The sequence below is a fragment of the Pseudoxanthomonas japonensis genome (assembly GCF_043632995.1).
In the GTDB taxonomy this organism is placed as follows: Bacteria; Pseudomonadota; Gammaproteobacteria; order Xanthomonadales; family Xanthomonadaceae; genus Pseudoxanthomonas_A; species Pseudoxanthomonas_A japonensis.
The window spans coordinates 661750-680552 of sequence record NZ_CP171632.1; the positions used below are offsets into that span (position 1 = coordinate 661750).

Here is an 18803-nt window from a genome sequence, read left to right on the forward strand (position 1 = left end):
GAGCGGAGCTTGCTCCGCCGCTCTTGGTTGCGTGTTCCGGCGACACGCGAAGCCGAGCAAGCCCGGCTCTACATGACCGGGATTACTTCAGCTGGCAGATGTCCAGCACGTGCATGTCGGTGTAGTCCAGGTTCTCGCCGCCCATCGCCCAGATGAAGGCGTAGTTGCTGGTGCCCGAGCCCATGTGGATCGACCACGGCGGCGAGACCACGGCTTCGTCGTTCTGAACGACGATGTGGCGCTGCGCTTCCGGTTCGCCCATGAAGTGGTAGACGCGGTCGTTCTCGGCCAGGTCGAAGTAGAAGTAGACCTCGCTGCGACGGTCGTGCAGGTGGGGCGGCATGGTGTTCCACACGCTGCCGGTCTTCAGCACGGTCAGGCCCAGCAGCAACTGCGAGGACTGGCAGGTGGCCGGCACGATGAACTGGTAGATCGTGCGCTCGTTGCTGGTTTCCAGCGCGCCGCGCTCCAAGGCCACGGCGTCCTTGATCGATAGCTGCTTGGTCTCGAAGCGCGCATGCGCCGGCGTCGACGTCAGGTAGAACTTGGCGGGGTTGCCGGCGTCGTCGGACTCGAACGCCACGTCGGCGCTGCCCATCGCCACGTACAGGCCATCCTTCGGACCCAGCGCGTAGGTCGTGCCGTCGACGGTGACCTTGCCCGCGCCGCCGCCGACGTTGATCACGCCCAGTTCGCGACGCTCCAGGAACGGCTTGCCGGCGGCCGACGCAGGCTCTGTCTGGCGCGGCAGGTCGATCTTCTTCGACACCGGTGCGGCACCGCCGATCACGAAGCGCTCGTTGTGCGAGTAGTTCAGCTGCACCGTCTCCGCGACGAACAGGTTGCCGATCAGGTAGCGGTCACGCAGTTGGTCGTTGCTGGCGCCGTCCATCATGTCCGGGTGGGTGGCGTGGTAGGTCTTGCAGAACATGGGCGTGGCTCCGTTTGGTGCGGACGCCCTTGGACAGGGCATCGGGGAAGGTCGTGGGAAGGGAGTCTAAAGGCTTTGGTAACCGGTGTCATTTTGCGGTGCGGCAGCGGTGCGGTCATGCAGCACGACGGAGCGGGCTTACTCGGGGGGCTGCGAGGAGTCGCGGATGACCAGATGCGGACGGATGCTGGCGGCGGCCAGCATCGGCGTGCCTTCCGGCTGGATCAGCATCGCGGCGGCGGTGCGGCCGGTATCGCGGGTATTGCGGCGGACCGAGGTCAGCGAGGGCCACAGGCGTGAGGCGAGCGGGCTGTCGTCGAAACCGACCACCGACAACTGGCGCGGAATGCTGATGCCGGCGCGCATGGCGACCTTGTAGACGCCCGCGGCCATTTCGTCGTTGCCGGTGAAGATGGCGGTGGGCCGGTGCTTGCCGGACAGCAGCTTTTCGGCAGCGACCACGCCGGACTCGAAGGTGTAGCCGGCTTCGATGATGCGCGACTTCGGCAGCTCCAGCCCGCGCTTGGCGAGCGCCTGCACGAAACCATCGGTACGTTCGATCGACGATCTGTATGCCGCGGGACCGGTGATCAGCGCGATATCGGTATGGCCCAGCGAGAGCAGGTATTCCGCCGCTTCGGCGGCGCCGTCGCGGTCGTGCGTGACGACCATGCGCGCGGGCGTGTCCATCGACACCGAGGCGATGCGGGTGTAGCGGCAGCCGATCTCGGCGAGCATGTCGGCCAGCGCCTGGTCTTCCGAGGCGCGCGGCACCAGCATCACGCCATGCAGTTTCTGCTGCTGCACGAAGCGACGCACGCCGTCGATATAGCCGGGGCTGCGGCTGTCGCACGGATGCACGACCAGTTCGAAGCCCGAATCGCGCAGCGCGTCCAGCGCGCCGTACTGCATGTTCACGATGTACTGGGCGGTCGGATTGTCGTAGACCATGCCGATCAGGAACGAGCGGCGGAACGCCAGGCCGCGCGCCATCGGGTCGGGCGAGTAACCGACCTCGCGCATCAACGCCTCGACCTTCTCGCGGGTGCCCTTCCGGACCAGCGGCGAGTGGTTGATGATGCGCGAGACGGTCTTCTTGGAAACGCCGGACAGCCGTGCGATGTCGTTGATGGTCGCCGCCTTGCCACCGGTGGGCAGGGCAGCGGGGGATTCGGGCTTCTTGCGCGCGGGCATGGGGCAGGGCGGGTCCGTTCGTCTGTCGGGGGATTCTAGCGGCTGGGGTGCGTCCAGCGTGCGGTAGCGGCGATTATGGCGCCCCTCATCCCTTCAGCGCCTTCGGCAGCCACAGCGACAACTCGGGGAACAGCGTCACCACCAGCAACACCGCCAGGCCTGCCAGCCAGAACGGCCAGATCGTGCGCATGCTCTGCGCGATGGTGATCTTGCCGATCGCCGTGCCGATGAACAGCACCGAGCCCACCGGCGGCGTCACCAGTCCCAGGCCGCCGGTCAGTACCAGCACCAGGCCGAAGTGGATCGGGTCGATGCCGTAGGCGCGCGCCACCGGCAGGAAGATCGGCGTGCAGATCAGGATCATCGGCGCCAGGTCCATGAAGGTACCCAGCAACAGCAGCACCAGCACGATCAGCAGCAGCACCGTGTATTTGCTGTGCGCGATGGACTGCAACGCATCGACCGCCGCCGCCGGCACCTGCAGATAGGCCAGCAGCCAGCCGAACACCGCGGCAGTGGCGATCACGAACAGGATCACGCCCGTCGTGCGTGCCGCGTGCGTCACCGTGGCGAAAAATTCCTTCAGTGACAATTGCCGGTAGAGCACGCTGGTCACCAGCAGCGCGTACACCACGGCGATCGCGGCGCTCTCGACGGCGGTAAAGATGCCGGCCCGGATGCCGAAGAAGATCAGGCCGACCAGGCCCAGCCCCGGCAGCGCGGCCACCAGCCGCAGCATCACCGCACGCATGCCCGGGAAAGGCTCGGTGCCATAACCGCGCTTGCGCGCCACTGCCCAGCCCGTGGCCATCAGGACGGCCGTCATCAACAACGCGGGCGTGATGCCGGCGGCGAACAGGTCGGCGATGGACAGGCCACCGCCGGCCGCTGCCGAGAACAGGATCAGGTTGTGGGAAGGCGGCACCAGCAACGCCACCAGCGCCGCGGTGATGCTGACGTTGACGGCGAAATCGCGGTCGTAGCCCCGCTTGACCATCTGCGGGATCATCGTGCCGCCCACGGCCGAGACGTCGGCGATGGCAGAGCCCGACACGCCGCCGAAAAACAGCGACGACAGGATGCTGACCTGGCCCAGGCCGCCACGCAGCCGGCCTACCAGCGAGGCCGCCAGGCTGATCAGTCGCTCGGAGATGCCGCCGCGCAGCATGATCTCGCCGGCGAAGATGAAGAGCGGGATGGCGATCAGCGACGCCGAGCCGGTACCCGACGAGATCTGCTGGACCAGCACGATGCTGGGCAGATCGAGGTAGAGCAGGGTCGCCAGCGACGCGGCGGCCAGCGCATACGCGACGGGCACGCCGACCAGCAGCAGGATCGCGAAGAGGGAGAAGAGCAGGGTGATCGCCATGGGTCAGCGGGCCTCGTCGGTCAGCGGCGCGCGCAGCACCAGGAGCAGTCGGTACACGGCGAACACCACCATCAGCACGCCGCCGATCGACAGCGGCAGGTAGCCGATGCTCTGCGGCATGGGCGCGCCGGCGATGCGGATGTCCAGGCCGTCCAGCAACAGCACCGCGCCCCAATAGGCCATCACCGCGCCGATGGCGGCGATCACCAGGGGTGACAGGGCATGCAGCAGTCTCTTCAGGCGCGGACCCGCGGCGTCGGCCAGCAGGAAGAAGCCGAAGTGCCGGTGGGTGTGCACGCCGGACGCCGCGCCCAGGCTCATGGCGGTGGTCAGCAGCAGCACGGTCACCGGCTCGGTCCAGCTCGGCGAGTCGTTGATCACGTAGCGGGCGATCACCTGCCAGCCCTGCACGGCCACCAGGCCCAGCAGCGCGACGACGGCGATCCCGATGGCGGCGTTGGACAACAGGTCCATGCCGCGTTGCAGCGGCGTGGCGGGGGACGGTGTGGTTTCTTCGGACATCGTCGGTTCTCAGGCCAGGTCGCGGATGCGGCGATACAGCGCGTCGATCGCGGGGTCTTTGCGGTACTCGGACAGCAGCGGCTGCGAGGCGTGCGCGAATGCGGCGAGATCCGCCTCGTTGTGTTTCACCCCCGCAGCGAACACGGCTTCCCGTGCCTTGGCTTCAGAGGCGTCCCACAGCGTGCGCATCACACCGACCGATTGCCTCGCGGTTTCGATCAGCAGTTCGCGGTCTCGTGCCTGCAGGCCGTCCAGCGTGCGCTGCGACACCAGCAGCACATCCGGCGCATACGAATGGTTGGTCTGCGACCAGTAGTGAGCCGCTTCGAAGTGCCGGCTGGAATGGAAGCTGCGGATATTGTTCTCGGCACCGTCGATCATGCGCGTCTCCAGTCCGGAGAACACTTCGCCCAGCGACAGCGGCGTGGGATTGGCGCCGAACAGGCGCAGCATGCGGATGAAGATGTCGGAGACCGGTACGCGGATCTTCAGGCCGTGCAGGTCCGCCGGCACCCGGATCGCGTGCTTGGTGTTGTAGAAGCAGCGTGCGCCGGAATCGTAGATGGCAAGCCCGACCAGGCCGCGCCGCGCGAAGCCTTCCAGCACCGCCTTGCCCACGCCTTCGTCCATCGCGCGACGCATGTGGGGAACGGAGTCGAAAACGTAGGGCAGGCACAGCGCCTGGGTCAGCGGAAACGCATTGTTCAGTGCGCCGGCATACACGCGGGTCATGTCGATGGCGCCGAAGCGCGCCATGTCGATGGCTTCGGACTCGCGTCCCAACTGGCCGGAGTGGTACTGGCGCAGCGTCACCCGGCCACCGGTCTCGCGCATCAGCGTGTCGCCGATCCACTTCACGGCTTCGACGGTCGGGTAATCCTTCACGTGCACGTCGGTCGCGGTGAGCACGTGCCGGCCTTCGTCGGCCAGCACACGGCTACCCAACAGCGGCAGCATGGCCGCGGCGCCCAGGCCGGTGCCGAGGAAACGACGACGGTTCATCATGCGCGCCAATCTCCCTCGTCCTTCGGCGTCGCCGCGGTGGCCAGGCATTCGATGCTGCCATGTCCGTCGAAATCGATGCGTGCCTGCTGGCCGGGCAGGATGTCGTGGATGCCGGTCGCATTGCCGGTGGCGATCAGGTCGCCGGCCTTGAGCGGCCTGCCGCGGCGTGCCGAGCGCGCCAGCGCGAATGCGAATGCCGCGCGCAGTCCGCCGGGCAGCGTCGTCGCGCCGCCCTGGCCGACCTGGCGTCCGTCGATCCAGGTCGTGCACGTGAGCGAGGCATCGCTGCGTTCGGTCCATGCCGGGATCTCCGCTCCCATCACCAACCCGTTGTTGTTGCCGAAGTCCGACACGACCACCCGCGGGCCCAGCTGGTTGATCGTGGCCAACGGACTGCTGGCCACCTCCATGCCCACGAACAGCGTCGACGGCACGGCGGCCGCCTCTTCCGGCGTCCACTCCGTCTTGTCGCCCGGGACGTCCTCGTCGACGCGCAGGACGTACTCGGCCTCCACGGCGCCAAAGCCACCGCCGAAGACTTCGAAGACGGACTGGCTACCGGTGGCCATCTGCAGCTGCCGCGCGAAGATCGGGCCGAGCAGCCGCTCATCGCCGGACACATCGCGCCGCTCGGGCGCAATGAAACCGACCTTCCAGCCCACCACCCGGTCCGGCCATCGAGCGATGGCCATGTCCTGCACGCGATAAGCGGTGACGAGGTCGTCGGGAATGTCGCCGGGGAACCCCGGCAAAGCGCGGCCTTGGCGGCGCGCGCCTACGAAACCGTCCGCGATGGCGGCCAGCGTGGGCGCGTCGGCGTCGGCTTTGCGGTCGTTGCTCAAGTGGGTTCTCCCGCTGCGATTTGTTGCACTGCCGAGTGACAGTGCAGGTGGATGGCCTGTATATGGTAAACCGGTGTCATTGACAATGTGCACTGCCGCAAAATCCATCCCGATGCCACGATGCGTCGACTACTCCTGGGAGGAGCCAATGCTTCATGTCCGTTCATCCGCGTCGACGCGGGTCCGTTGGATCGCCCGTGCGACCGCCGCCCTGCTGATCGCGCTCACCACGGCCACGGTACTGGCCGCCGATACGCGTCCGCTGGCGTTTCCCGGTGCGCAGGGCGCCGCCGCGCACACGCCTGGCGGCCGGGGAGGCAAGATCGTCCGCGTCACCAGCCTGGCGGCCGATGGCCCGGGTTCCTTCAAGGAAGCCGTGTCCGGCACGAGTCCCCGCATCGTCGTATTCGAAGTGGGCGGTGTGATCGACCTGGGCATGAAGGAGCTGCGTATCACCGAGCCGTTCCTGACCATCGCCGGGCAGACCGCCCCGCATCCCGGCGTCACGATCATCAAGGGCGGCCTGATCATCGCCACGCATGACGTGGTGATCCGGCATATCCGCATCCGGCCGGGCGACGGCGGCATGCCGAAGCGTTCCGGCGACATCGACGCCATCACGACGGTGCGCGGCGCGCACGACGTCATCGTCGACCACTGCTCGCTCACCTGGGCGACGGACGAGAACCTCAGCGCGTCCAGCACCCGCTTCCATGGCGAGACCGAAGCCGAGTGGATGGCCAATGCCTCGCGCCGGATCACCTACAGCAACAACATCGTCAGCGAAGGATTGGCCCATTCCACCCATCCCAAGGGCGAGCATTCCAAGGGCTCGCTGATCCACGACCACGTCAACGAGGTCCTGATCGTCGGCAATCTCTATGCGCACAACTACGAGCGCAGCCCGCTGTTCAAGGGTGGCGCGCGCGGGCAGGTGATCAACAACCTGATCTACAACCCGGGGCAGCGTGCGATCCACTACAACCTGATCGCGGAGGAATGGCTGGGCCACCCGTACTCGAAGGGCGAGATGGTGGTGCGCGGCAACGTGATGCGCGCAGGCAGGTCGACCGAGCCGCTGGCCTTCATGATGATCGGCGGCTCGGGCGATCTCGACCTGTACGCGCAGGACAACCTGATCGTCGACCGCACGGGCGCCAGGAGCATCCAGGAGACCGGCAGCTACACCACCGCGCCGGTGACGCTCAATCGCGTCAGGACAGCACCGGCACTGCCGTTCGGCGTAACGCTGCTGCCGTCGGCCAAGGTGCAGGATGCGGTAATCGAAACCGTGGGTGCCACGCCCTGGAACCGCGACCTGATCGACCGCCGCATCGTCGCCGACGTCATCGAAGGCCGCGGCGAGATCATCGACAGCCAGGAGCAGGTCGGCGGCTATCCGCAGTACAAGGAAGCACGCAAGCCGTTTGTCGAGACCGACTGGAACCTCGATACGATGGAGCCGGCTTCCGGCAGCTATCCCCGCGGAGAGCCGTTGCGCTGAGGGATCACCGAAGCGCACGTTCGCGCGGAACGCTTGTCGCAAAAGGCCCGCCATCAGGCGGGCCTTTTCGTTGGTCGCGATCGTGCGCGGCGGATGCACCGTGTGCCCGCTGCCGCGGGAACCTCCATCGGAACACGTGCACGTGGTTCGACCGACCGGTCCCCGGCCCATCACGCAGCACGGCGGTCGGAAGTTGGGCCGCATGCCCAGGCAGCATTGGCGAACGGTGCGGTGATACATCGCCCGGTCGCCGTCTGCAGAGTCCACGCACGGCTCGTTGAGTTCATCCGCCGAGTTCAGTCCTTCGAGCGTCTGCGTGGGATGCCTGTCCCACTCGCACGACATCGGGACATCGAAACATCGTGCCCGGCGCCTGCCTTCCCCGTCGTGGCGGTTCTGTCCTGGTACGCGTTGCAGTCGGTCGTCGCGGAAGGGCATCCAGCGCGCTGGATACGCCGCATCCGTAATGACGCATTGCGGCGTGGCGACGCTCAGCGGACACAAAAAAGCCCGGCCGGGAGAGGCGGCCGGGCTTCGGGCGCACCTCGCAGGGAGGTGCTCAACGTCAAACGATCAGAACTTGTAACGGAAACCCAGCATGTACTGGCGACCGGTATGCGTGTAGGCGATCGAGCGGTCGCCGGCCGTATCCATCCACATGTCGGTCCACTCGTCGGTCAGGTTCAGGCCTTCCAGCGAGATCGTCAGCTTGTCGGTAACGTTATACGACAGGGAAGCGTCGACCGTGGTGAACTCGGATGTCGCCTCCACGTCGCTGCCCTCGCGACCCGGGATGGTATTGACGAACTCGTCGCGGTAAGCCGCCGACACGCGGGCGGCGAACTTGCTGTTGTCGTAGTACAGCGTCGCGTTCCAGGCGTTCTTCGACAGGCCCACCATCGGCCCCTTCACCGTCGGTACGCCGGCGGCGCTGAGATACTGGATGTCGGAGTCGACATAGGTGTAGTTCAGCTGCACGCCGAAGTCCTTCCAGAAGCCCGGCAGGAACGTGAAGGGCTGCTGGTAGCTGAGTTCGTAGCCCTGCAGCTCGCCACCTGGCGTATTGAGCGGCTGATTGAAGGTGAAGATGTCCTCCGGCGTGGCGATCGTGCCGTTCAACAGTTCGTTGGGCAGACCCGACGTGCTGTACGGACGGGTCTCGCGCGAATTCTGGATGTAGCTGTCGATGTCCTTGTAGAACACGCCCAGCGACAGCAGCGCCTCGTTGGTGAAATACCATTCGAGGTTCAAGTCCAGCGTCTTGGCGCGGAAGGGCTCGAGTTTCGGATTGCCCGTGGTGACCGTGAAGGCGCCGCCCGATGCACTGACGGTGGCGCCCGGGTTAAGGAAGCCGAGATTCGGGCGCGTCATGACTTCAGCGCCAGACAGGCGGACCACGAAGTCGGGTGTAATCTCAGCTGCCAGGTTGAACGACGGCAGGGTGTCGGCGTACTCATGGACCACCTGCGTCGCCACCGGTACTGCACCGCGGAAGGACCAGCCGTCGCTCGTGAGCTTGGTATCCACGCGGCGGACACCGACGTTGCCGCGTACAGGAACCGGGCCGATGTCGAAGTTGAAATCGCCCTGTACGTAGTAGCCCAGGCTCTTTTCGTTCACGGTGCGGTTGTTGGCTGCCAGCGAGGACAGGTTGTCGTAGACCTGGTATATCCCGGTACCGTCATGGATACCCAGCGCTTGCTGGAAAGCGTTGACATCCGGTACCAGCCAGCGGTTCACGCCGCCTGCGCCGATGCCGTAGGTGCCGAACTGGCGTAGCAGGCCGGCCAGGGTGGCGCTGGTCATCGCGGGAACGACGGTTTCACTGCTGCGGCGCCACTCCCTGGATTCGAAGGTGTAGTCCTTGTGATGGACGCCACCCTTCAGCGTGAAGTAGGAGGACGCGATCCAGGTCAGGTCGACCTGCTGCGCATCGTACTCGTTGGTGGTCGATTGCGGGCGCAGGCGGATTTCCGCCAGCGTCCAGCCGTTCGGGTCCAGCGGGTCCATGTTGCCGTAGTTGAAGACCGGCAGGCGGCTGTTGCCGCGGTAATCCCACGAGTAACCGTCGACATCGAATTTGTCCATGATGACGGTGGTCTGGATGGGATTCTCGTAGGTCGACTTCACGCCGCCCAGCAGGGCGTGCATCGACAGCGAGTCGCTGAAGCGGTGCCTCAGTTCGGCGCCCCACTGTTTGAACTCGGTGGTCTGCTCGTCGTAGCGGCCCTCGGAGCGGATATCGACGTTGTCGAACAGGCCGTACACCAGGTTGCCGTTGGCGTCGATCTCGCCGTCGCGGACGATCGTGTTCTGCTTGCCTGCCGCGTTGGTGCGGCTGAACGACACGGCGTTGATGTTGTCCTGGTAGCGGTTGGCGTCGAAGCGGGCATACAGGGCGTCGAAGCTGAGCTCGGTAGCGTCGTTCGGCTTGAACTGCAGCGACCCGGTGACGCCGACGCGCTCCTGGTCGTGCAGGTAGACGTTGTAGCGCGGAATGCGCGGATGGAAGACGTTGGGGCTGAGCGCCGCGGTATAGGGCGAGCTGGGGTTGAAGAAGTTGGTGCCGCTCTGCGCCGTCCACCAGCGGACGGAGTCCGAGCCTTCCTCGATCACCTTGCGGTCGGTGTAGGCGACCGACAGCAGGGCGCCGATGGTGTTGTCCGCGAAGGTGTTGCTGATCAGGAACGTGCCGCGCGGATCGGTTTCCTTCAGCAGGTCGTTGTAGCTGGCCTGGCCACCGACCACCATGGTGAAGCCGTCATAGTCGAACGGACGCGCGGTGCGCAGGTCGACCGTCGCACCCAGCGAGCCTTCCTCGACGTCCGCCGACGAGGTCTTGCGTACCACCAGTTGGCTGAAGAGTTCCGATGCGAAGGTGTTGAAGTCGAAACCGCGGCCGCGGTTGACGCCGCCAGCGGTATCGGTGCCGCCGCCGGTCGCCAGCGCCTCGATGCCGTTGATGCGCACGCGCGTGAACTGCGGACCCAGGCCGCGGACGGAAATGTTGCGGCCTTCGCCGCCGTCCCGGGTGATCGACACGCCGGGGATGCGTTGCAGCGACTCCGCCAGGTTCATGTCCGGAAAGTCGGCGATGTCTTCGGCGACGATGGCGTCCACCACGCCGGCTTCGCCGCGCTTGATATCCAGTGCCTTCTCCAGGCTGGCGCGGTAGCCCGTCACGCTGATCGTGTCGAGGGTGGTGTCCACGGCTTCCTGCGCGGCCCCTTCCCCGGCTGGTGTCGCCTCCTGGGCATGCGCCGCTGCCCCCATCTGCAGCGCCAGGCCGATCGAGACGGCAAGCAAGGTAACCGGTGTCTTCCGGTTCTGATGACTAACTGGCATGTTCTCCCCTCCTCAAGGGACCATGGCCGCGTACCGCGACTGTTTTGTTGGCAAAAACTGCTGTTTATTCCCTTCCGAATCCTGCCAGCTGGTAAAATGACACCGCTGGTCAAAAACAACGCTAACAGAGTGTGCGCTGCAACAACAACTGTCAGTCGAGCCGGTTAGTCTTTGTCCCATGGACAAGCCGGAACGACGCGCGGGGCGCGCTGCATCCATGCCACGGGAGGAGAGGGGAGATGGGAAAGATCGTCTGTTTCGGTGAGCTGCTGCTGCGCCTCGGCGCGCCCGGTCGCCAGATGCTGTTGCAATCGCCGCTGCTCGACGTGCATGTCGGTGGTGCGGAAGCCAACGTCGCCGTTTCGCTGGCGCGCTTCGGCCATGACGCGCGCATGGTGGGACTGGTCGCGGACAACGCATTGGGCGAAGCCGCCATGGGCGAACTGCGCCGGCATCGCGTCGATACGCGCGCGGTGCAGCAGGCGCCGGGGCGCATGGGCCTCTACTTCCTGACGCCGGGTGCCATCCAGCGACCCAGCGAAGTGCTCTACGACCGTGCGGACTCCGCGTTCGCACGCGCCGGGGGTGGCACGCACGACTGGCCGGCCCTGCTCGCCGGCGCCGACTGGCTGCATGTCTCCGGGGTGACGCCGGCGCTCGGCCAGCAGGCGGCGGATGGCGTGCTGCTGGCGGTGAAGGCGGCGCGGGCGGCGGGGGTCAAGGTGTCCTTCGACGGCAACTTCCGGCCGAAGCTGTGGGAAGCCTGGGGAGGCGACGCGCCGGCGATCCTGCGGGGACTGATGTCCGAAGCCGACCTCCTGTTCGCCAGCCACCGCGACCTGCAGGTCGTGCTTGGCCTGGACTTCCCGCAGGCGACGCCGCAGGAGCGCTTCGCTGCCGGCGCGGCAGCGGCGTTCACGGCCTTCCCGCATCTGCAGCAGATGGCGGCCACGGTGCGGGTGCAGCGCAGCGTCGACCATCACGCGCTGTCGGGCATCACCGCGCTCCGTGACGGCTCGGTGCACACCACGCCGGCTTACGAGGTCTCGCCGATCGTCGACCGCATCGGCACCGGCGATGCGTTCGCGGCGGGCGTGCTGCATGGCGGCCTCGTCGGCATGGAGAGCGCGGACGCGCTCCACTTCGGCGTCGCTGCGGCCTGCCTCAAGCATTCCTTGCCGGGCGATTTCAACCTGGTCGGCGCGGCGGACGTGCAGGCATTCCTGGGCGAGAAAAGCCTGGACGTGAAGCGCTGAGCACGCATCGGGAAACAGGCGGTTGTTGCGTTGCGGCATGCCGGAACGCAGCAAAAACTATCGTTTGAAGATGCCGGCCGGGGCTTTGCCGTGCACGCGAATCCCGCAGACTGCGCCCCATGATGAGCGCCGTCCATGCGTAGCAAGCTGTTCGTGCCCGGAGACCGCCCCGCACTGTTCGCCAAGGCGATGGCGGGCGAGGCCGATGCGGTGTCCTTCGATCTGGAGGATGCGGTCGCCGACGCCGCGAAGCCGGAGGCGCGCACACAGGTGGCGGGCTTCCTGCGCGATGCCCCGCACCGCAAGGCCGGCAAGCAGGCGATCGTGCGCACCAACGCCTGGCATTCCGCGGCATGGGAAGACGACCTCCGCGCCGTGCTTCCGCTCGATGTCGACCTGGTCAACCTGCCCAAGATCGAGTCGGCCGAACAGCTGAAACAGGCCGTGGCCGAGATCGAAGCCATCGAGGCCCGCCTCGGCGTGCGCGGTGGCGCCGGCCTGCTGATCAACATCGAAACCCCGCGTGCGCTGCGCAACGCGCTGTCGATCGCCGGCGCACACCGGCGCGTGCGCGGTCTGCAACTGGGACTTGGCGACCTGTTCGAGCCGCACGGCATCCGGCGCGCCGATCTTCGCAACGTGCATGCCGCGCAGTACGCGTTGCGCATGGCGGCCGCGGAGGCCGGCGTGTTCGCTTGCGATGGGGCGTTCCCGGGTCTGGACGACGAGGCGGGCTTCCTTTCCGAAGCCGCGTCCGCCCGCACACTGGGCTTCGTCGGCAAGAGTTGCGTGCATCCGCGCCAGGTGGCGTGGGCGAACGCGGCCTTCGCGCCGACGCGGGAAGAGATCGATGCGGCGCGACAGGTGGTCGACGCCGCCCGCGACGGCGTTTACGCCGTCGGTGGCCGCATGGTGGATGCCCCGTTCCTGGCGCGTGCCCGCGCGGTGATCGCCGTGGCGGGGCAGGAGCAGGCATGACGTCCCGTACACGGCCCAGGGTGCCGGTGTTTTCTGGATGGTCGTCGCTTCTCCGCTGCGTATCGCTGCTGGCCCTGCTGTTCGTCCTGTTGCCGGCATCGGCGCGGGCGGAGAGCCTGGCGGGCCTGCAGCAGGCGACCTTGCCGGCGCCGCCGTTGTCCGTGACGGCGCTGCGTACGGCGAACGGGCGGCTGCTGGCGTTCTCGGACACGGCGGTCCTGGCCTGGTCGCCGACCGCGAAGCGCTGGCAGACCGTGGTGTTGCCCGAGGGCGCAACGGCGCGCGACGGCTGGCAGAACGCGTCCATCGATCGCCTGTACCGACTTCCGATCGCGACGGACGGTGGTGCGCAGGTGCTGGAAGCCGCCGACCTGGCCGGCGAACGCCTTTCGCTGCGCGCGCTGCCGGCGTTGCCGGTCACCCTGCATGGCGTCCGTCTCGCCGAACACGCTGGCACGCTCTACGTGGCGGGCCTCGATGCGGCCGGGCAACCGCACCTCCTGCGTCGCGCCGTGGCGCAGGCCACGTCCGCCTGGGAACCGATGGCGCCCTGGCCGGGCGGCGCCGCGGCGGGCACGCTGGTTGCGCAACGCGGCGAACTGATCGTCACCACGCCGGCGCCGTCGCGTGATGCGCTCTGGCGCTGGTCCGCGGATGCCGGCTGGCAGCACCTGGACGCAGTGCCGGGCAACGTGCTCGCGCCTGAAGCGGTACGCGCGACGGGCCAGGCCCACGTGCTCTACGTGCTGCAGTCCGCAGACGGCGCATCACGCCTGGCGACGTTCCATACCATCACGCGCGCATGGGCCGACCTGCCCGGTCCCGAACAGGGCGTGCCGACGACCTTGACCGCCTGGGGCACCGGATTCGCCGGCTGGAACGCGCAAGAGGCTTCGCTCGGCACGGTCGAGCTGACCGCACGCACGTATCTGCTGAAATGGCTCGACTGGCTGGTGATCGTGGTCTACCTGGCCGCGATGGTCGGCATCGGTCTGTACTTCTACCTGCAGGAGAAGCGCGCCTCGACGGCCGACTTCTTCGTCGGTGGGCGCAGCATTCCGTTCTGGGCCGCAGGCGTCAGTCTGTATGCGACCAACACCAGTTCGATCAGCTTCATCGCCATTCCGGCCAAGGCGTTCGAGACCAACTGGCAATACCTGACCAACAACCTGATCGCGGTGCTGGGGCTCGTCTTCGTCGCCATCTGGATCGTGCCGCTGCTGCGCCGGCTGGACCTGATGTCGGTGTTCTCGTACCTGGAAACGCGCTTCCATCCGGTCATCCGCATGCTCGCCAGCGCGCTGTGCATCGCCATGCAGATCGGCAGCCGCATGAGCGTGATCCTGTTCCTGCCCGCGCTCGCCATCGCCACCATCACCGGCCTGGACGTGGTGTGGAGCATCCTGATCATGGGCGTGTTCACCATCCTCTACACCACGCTCGGCGGCATGAAGGCAGTCATCTGGACCGACTTCGTGCAGGTCTTCGTGATGTTCGGCGGTGCGATCTTCGCCATCGGCTTCATCGTCTACCACCTCAACGGCGGCGTGCCGGAGTTCCTCGACGTCGCCATGGCGGAGAACAAGACGCAGCTGTTCGACTTCAGCTTCGATCTGACCAAGGCGACGGTGTGGGGCTTCATCTTCCTGGTGGTATTCGACGTCGTCCTGACGTTTCCCAAGGACCAGGTGCTGATGCAGCGCGTCCTGTCGACCAAGTCCGACAAGGAGGCGGGTCGCTCCATCTGGACCTTCGCTGCGATCATGATCCCCGGCGGTTTCTTCTTCTACGCCATCGGCACTGCGCTGTACGTGTACTACCAGTCGCACCCCGAGCGCATGAACCCGCTGCTGCCCATCGACGCCACGTTCCCGCTGTTCATCGCGGCCGAACTGCCGATGGGCGTCACCGGCCTGATCATCGCCGGCATCTTCGCGGCGGCGATGTCCACCCTGTCCAGCATCATCAACAGCGTGTCGACCCTGGTGTCGGTCGACTTCTACGAGAAGCTGGCGAAGAACCCCACGCCGAAGAAGAGCGTGTTCTTCGCCGAAGTGATGGGCGTCGTCGTCGGGCTGGTGGGCATCGGCATCGCGCTGCTCCTGTCGCGCTACGACATCCACTCCCTGTTCGACGTCTCCATCGAACTGGCGGGTCTGCTGGGTGGCGGATTCGCCGGTGCCTACACGCTGGGCATGTTCACCCGCCGGGCGAATTCGCAGGGCGTGGCCATCGGCATCGGCGCCAGCATCGTGCTGACCCTGCTGATCTGGTCGATGGACCTGGTGCACCCGTACTTCTACTTGGCCATCTCCATCCTGATCTGCATCGTCGTCGGCTACGCGGCGAGTTGGCTGTTCCCGCCGCCCGCGCGCTCGTTGCGCGGCCTGACCATCCACCGCCAGGACGCGGTGACGGGTGCCGAGTGATCGCGCATGCGCCATAGGTCCCGTCGCTGCCGCGTGCGGGCTCGTGTAGCCTGACGCGGAAAGGGGGAGGCGCGTGGACACCCAGTTCCTGAATACCTTCGTGGTGGTGGCCGACCGCGGCTCGATGGCCGCGGCCGCACGCGTGCTCAACATCACGCCGGCCGCGGTGGCGCAGCAGATCCGCACGCTGGAGCGCGAGCTCGGTGCGCCGCTGATCGCGCGCGCGGGCCGCACCGTCAGCCTGACCGAAGAAGGATCGCGCATCCTGCAGCGCGCACGCGACCTGCTGCGCGACGTCGCCGACATGCGCAGCATCGCCAACGACAGCGAGGTCTCGGGCGAACTCCGCCTCGGCGCCTGTCCGACCGCGCTGGCCGGCATGCTGCCGGACATCCTGGCGCGCATGGTCGACAAGTTTCCGCAGATCAACGTGTTCATCCGGCCCGGGTATTCGGCCGAGCTCTACCGCGCGGTGGAAGCCGGGGAACTCGACGCCGCGCTGGTGCTGCAGGCGCCGTACAACCTGCCCAAGACCTGCGACTGGCAGCTGCTGCGCGAGGAACCGCTGGTGATGATCGCGCCGGCGAGAATGGCGGGCCGCGATCCGCACGAGCTGTTGCGCACCGAGCCGCTGATCCGCTACGACCGCAACCAGTGGGGCGGGCGCGTGGCGGACGACTACCTGCGGGCCGCTGGCATCGTGCCGCGCGAGCGGTTCGAACTGAACGGCCTCAATGCCATCGCGGTGATGGTGGACCGCGGGCTCGGCGTGTCGCTGGTGCCGGACTGGGCGCGGCCGTGGCCGGAAGGCCTGGACCTGGTGCGCATCCCGCTGCCGCTGCCCAGCGAACCGCGGCGGATCGGCATGGTGTGGTCGCGTTCGTCGGTACGCATCCGCCTGGTCACCGTGCTGCTGCAGGAGAGCCGTGCCGCCACCGGCCACGCCTGAGCGTCGCCATGTTGCAGTGCACGCTACAAAAACTAGCCTGTGAACATATCCGCGGACGATTCTTCCGTGACGGACGTCGACCTACGCTTTGACCATCGTCGGGTTCGAGCGTCTGGGAGGAACGCTGGGCACGCCGGCCGCCATCGCGGCCTTTCTCGTACACCTACCAGCCACGCGCCGACGCGCACGCGCGCTCGCCGTCCACCGAAGCATTCCGAGAACAGACCATGAAACAGGTACCCGCCGCGTTCGGCGTTTTCCTGCTGGCCGCCGCCGTCAGCGCCAGCGTCCAAGCCCAACAGAACACCCCGTTGCCGCAGGATGCGGCCTCCGAACAGGAGCGCGCGAAGGATGCTGTCGACCTGGATCAGGTGATCGTCACCGGCGTCCGGGCACCCAAGTCGATCGACAAGATTCCCGGCGCCATCACCCTGGTTTCGAAGGAAGAACTGCGGCACACGCTCGCGATAACCGAGGACGCGACGGCGGTACTGGCGCGTACCGTGCCCGGCTATGCCGAATCCTCGCAGGCGATGAGCAATACGGGCGAAACCCTGCGTGGCCGCATCGCGTTGCGTCTGTTCGATGGCGTGCCGCAGGGCTCGCCGCTGCGCGAAGGCGGCCGCAATGCGACCTTCACCGATATGGGCGTTGTAGACCGGATAGAAGTCATCAATGGTCCGTCGGCTTCCGAGGGCATCGGTGCCGCCGGCGGCATCATCAACTACATCTCCACGGTGCCGACGAAGGAAGGCAGCGAGTTCCGCTTCATCAGCCGCTACTCCACCCAGTTCAAGGACGACAGCGCAGGCTGGAAGCTGGGACTGAACTACGGGTTCAAGAGCGACAACCAGGATCTGGTGGTGGCGCTGTCCAGGATCGATCGCGGCATGTCCTACGACGCGGACGGCCGCCGCGTCGGCATGAACACGAGTGGCTCGGTCTCCGACTCCGTGGCGCGCAACCTGTTCGTGAAGGGCGGTATCAATTTCGGCGAGGATGGCGTGCAGCGCGTCCAGCTGAGCTACAGCAACTTCAAGATCGAGGGCAACGGCGACTATATTCAGGTCGAGGGCTGCCGCCCCGGCACCTGCGCCAACCCGGTGACCAACACGTCCGAGCGCGGCCATATCTTCGGCAGCAAGGCCGAGTTCAACGACTTCCAGCAGTTGAACGGGTTGTACACGCACGGTGATTTCTTCGGCGGCAACCTGGTGCTCAACGCCTATTGGGCGGAGCAGGCGATGCGCTACCTGCCGGAAAACGGCGACGATCGCCAGCTGGTATGGCCGCTGCCGGTCGGGGCGGAGCGCATCTTCGACCAGTCGGAGATCTACAGTAAGAAGTGGGGCTTCCGGCCGTCGTGGTCGCGTTCAAGCCTGTTCGGCGTCGACGGGCTGGAACTGCGTGCCGGCGTGGACTACGTCTACGACGAGACCGAGCAGCGGCTGGCGCTGACCAACCGGCTGTGGGTGCCGCCGATGGAATACACCAGCGTCGCGCCTTACGTCCAGCTCAGCTACGACCTGGGTCCGGTCACCGTGAGCGGCGGCTTCCGTCGTGAAGACGGTGAGCTGCACGTCGACAGCTACACCACCACCGCCTATCGCAACAGCGTGTTCGTGCAGGGTGGCGGCGTGGAGTACACCGAGAATCTGAAGAACATCGGCGCGGTCTGGCGCATCGGCGGCGGCTGGTCGGTGTTCGGCTCTTACGGCGAAGGTTTCAGCCTGCCGAACATCGGCATCCCGCTGCGCAACATCAACGTGCCCGGTCAGTCGGTGGATCGCATCCGTGATCTGCAGGCTATCGTGGTCGACAATCGCGAGGTGGGCTTCAGCTGGCGCGGCGACCGCGGTTCGTTCGGCGGTTCGTACTACAACTCGCGGTCGCCGTTCGGTACCTCGCTGGCGGTGGATCCGGCGACCAACGACTTTGTGCTCAACCGTGCGCCCACCGAGATCAAGGGCGTCGAGTTGAACGGCGAATGGCGCTTCAACGACCAGTGGAAGATGACCGGCCTGTACTCGCGCATCCGCGGCAAGACGGCGTTCTGGAATTCCGATCTGCGTGGCCGCTATCCGGCAGGTGGACTCACCAAGCCGATCGGTGTTTCGGACATCAACCCCGACAAGATCGGCGCGTCGCTGAACTGGCGGTTCAACGATCAGGGCGACGTTACGCTGAACGCGACGAAGCTGCTGGATCGTGATCTCTATGGTTCCGATACCCGTGCCTTCGATGGCCAGTTCTACGAGTTCGAAGAGCACACCCACGGGTACACCCTGTTCGACCTGAGCGCGAACTACCGCTTCGAGGACTTCGGTCGCGTCACCCTGGGCATCGAAAACCTGACCAACAAGCAGTACATCCTCAGCTGGTCGCAGGTGGACTTCTACAAGAACTACTTCGCCGGCCGTGGCCGCATGTACTCCGTCACCTACGAGTACACGTTCTGATCCACCCTGTGCGGATGCCG

The 18803-nt window shown here is 66.4% G+C and carries 13 protein-coding genes; 6 read left to right on the forward strand and 7 right to left on the reverse strand.

Annotated elements, in window-relative coordinates; all coding sequences use genetic code 11:
* Nucleotides 1-82: 82 nt before the first annotated feature.
* The 6 genes from kduI to ACGHX3_RS02910 all read right to left on the reverse strand — a co-directional run bounded on the left by kduI (nt 83) and on the right by ACGHX3_RS02910 (nt 5863).
* Nucleotides 83-931, reverse strand: a complete 849-nt coding sequence (gene kduI / locus ACGHX3_RS02885; protein WP_313929516.1) for a 5-dehydro-4-deoxy-D-glucuronate isomerase — start codon at nt 929-931, stop codon at nt 83-85.
* Between the two features lie 138 nt (nt 932-1069).
* Entirely contained in the window at nt 1070-2125 is a 1056-nt protein-coding gene (locus ACGHX3_RS02890) for a LacI family DNA-binding transcriptional regulator (protein ID WP_394696337.1), read from the reverse strand.
* Nucleotides 2126-2210: 85 nt separating this feature from the next.
* Nucleotides 2211-3494 carry a TRAP transporter large permease gene (locus ACGHX3_RS02895; RefSeq protein WP_162337100.1) on the reverse strand — a complete coding sequence of 428 codons (1284 nt, stop codon included), beginning with the start codon at nt 3492-3494 and terminating at the stop codon, nt 2211-2213.
* A gap of 3 nt (nt 3495-3497) precedes the next feature.
* Nucleotides 3498-4016 carry a TRAP transporter small permease gene (locus ACGHX3_RS02900; protein WP_162337099.1) on the reverse strand — a complete coding sequence of 173 codons (519 nt, stop codon included), beginning with the start codon at nt 4014-4016 and terminating at the stop codon, nt 3498-3500.
* Nucleotides 4017-4025: 9 nt separating this feature from the next.
* Nucleotides 4026-5021 (reverse strand): TRAP transporter substrate-binding protein, encoded by a 996-nt coding sequence (locus tag ACGHX3_RS02905; protein ID WP_394696338.1) that lies wholly within the window; start codon nt 5019-5021, stop codon nt 4026-4028.
* Complete coding sequence (locus ACGHX3_RS02910) at nt 5018-5863, reverse strand: 2-keto-4-pentenoate hydratase (protein ID WP_394696339.1); 846 nt, start codon at nt 5861-5863, stop codon at nt 5018-5020. Before ACGHX3_RS02910 ends, ACGHX3_RS02905 begins: the two co-directional genes overlap by 4 nt.
* Nucleotides 5864-6011: 148 nt before the next feature.
* Here ACGHX3_RS02910 and ACGHX3_RS02915 point away from each other — a divergent pair, with 148 nt between their 5' ends.
* Entirely contained in the window at nt 6012-7367 is a 1356-nt protein-coding gene (locus ACGHX3_RS02915; protein WP_394696340.1) for a polysaccharide lyase family 1 protein, read from the forward strand.
* A gap of 573 nt (nt 7368-7940) precedes the next feature.
* Here ACGHX3_RS02915 and ACGHX3_RS02920 read toward each other — a convergent pair.
* The gene (locus ACGHX3_RS02920) at nt 7941-10712 is read right to left on the reverse strand and encodes a TonB-dependent receptor (protein ID WP_394696341.1); all 2772 of its coding nucleotides are present in this window, start codon (nt 10710-10712) and stop codon (nt 7941-7943) included.
* 239 nt (nt 10713-10951) lie between these two features.
* Between ACGHX3_RS02920 and ACGHX3_RS02925 the strand changes: the two genes are divergently transcribed.
* From ACGHX3_RS02925 to ACGHX3_RS02945, 5 genes are all read left to right on the forward strand, one after another.
* The gene (locus tag ACGHX3_RS02925) at nt 10952-11968 is read left to right on the forward strand and encodes a sugar kinase (protein ID WP_394696342.1); all 1017 of its coding nucleotides are present in this window, start codon (nt 10952-10954) and stop codon (nt 11966-11968) included.
* A 135-nt stretch (nt 11969-12103) separates the two neighbouring features.
* Complete coding sequence (locus ACGHX3_RS02930) at nt 12104-12946, forward strand: HpcH/HpaI aldolase/citrate lyase family protein (protein ID WP_394696343.1); 843 nt, start codon at nt 12104-12106, stop codon at nt 12944-12946.
* Complete coding sequence (locus ACGHX3_RS02935; RefSeq protein WP_394696344.1) at nt 12943-15375, forward strand: sodium/solute symporter; 2433 nt, start codon at nt 12943-12945, stop codon at nt 15373-15375. The genes ACGHX3_RS02930 and ACGHX3_RS02935 overlap by 4 nt, the downstream gene beginning before the upstream one ends.
* A gap of 73 nt (nt 15376-15448) precedes the next feature.
* Nucleotides 15449-16324 (forward strand): LysR substrate-binding domain-containing protein, encoded by an 876-nt coding sequence (locus ACGHX3_RS02940; RefSeq protein ID WP_394696345.1) that lies wholly within the window; start codon nt 15449-15451, stop codon nt 16322-16324.
* Between the two features lie 227 nt (nt 16325-16551).
* Nucleotides 16552-18783, forward strand: coding sequence for a TonB-dependent receptor (locus ACGHX3_RS02945; RefSeq protein ID WP_394696346.1), 2232 nt, complete (start codon nt 16552-16554; stop codon nt 18781-18783).
* The last annotated feature ends 20 nt before the right edge of the window (nt 18784-18803 follow it).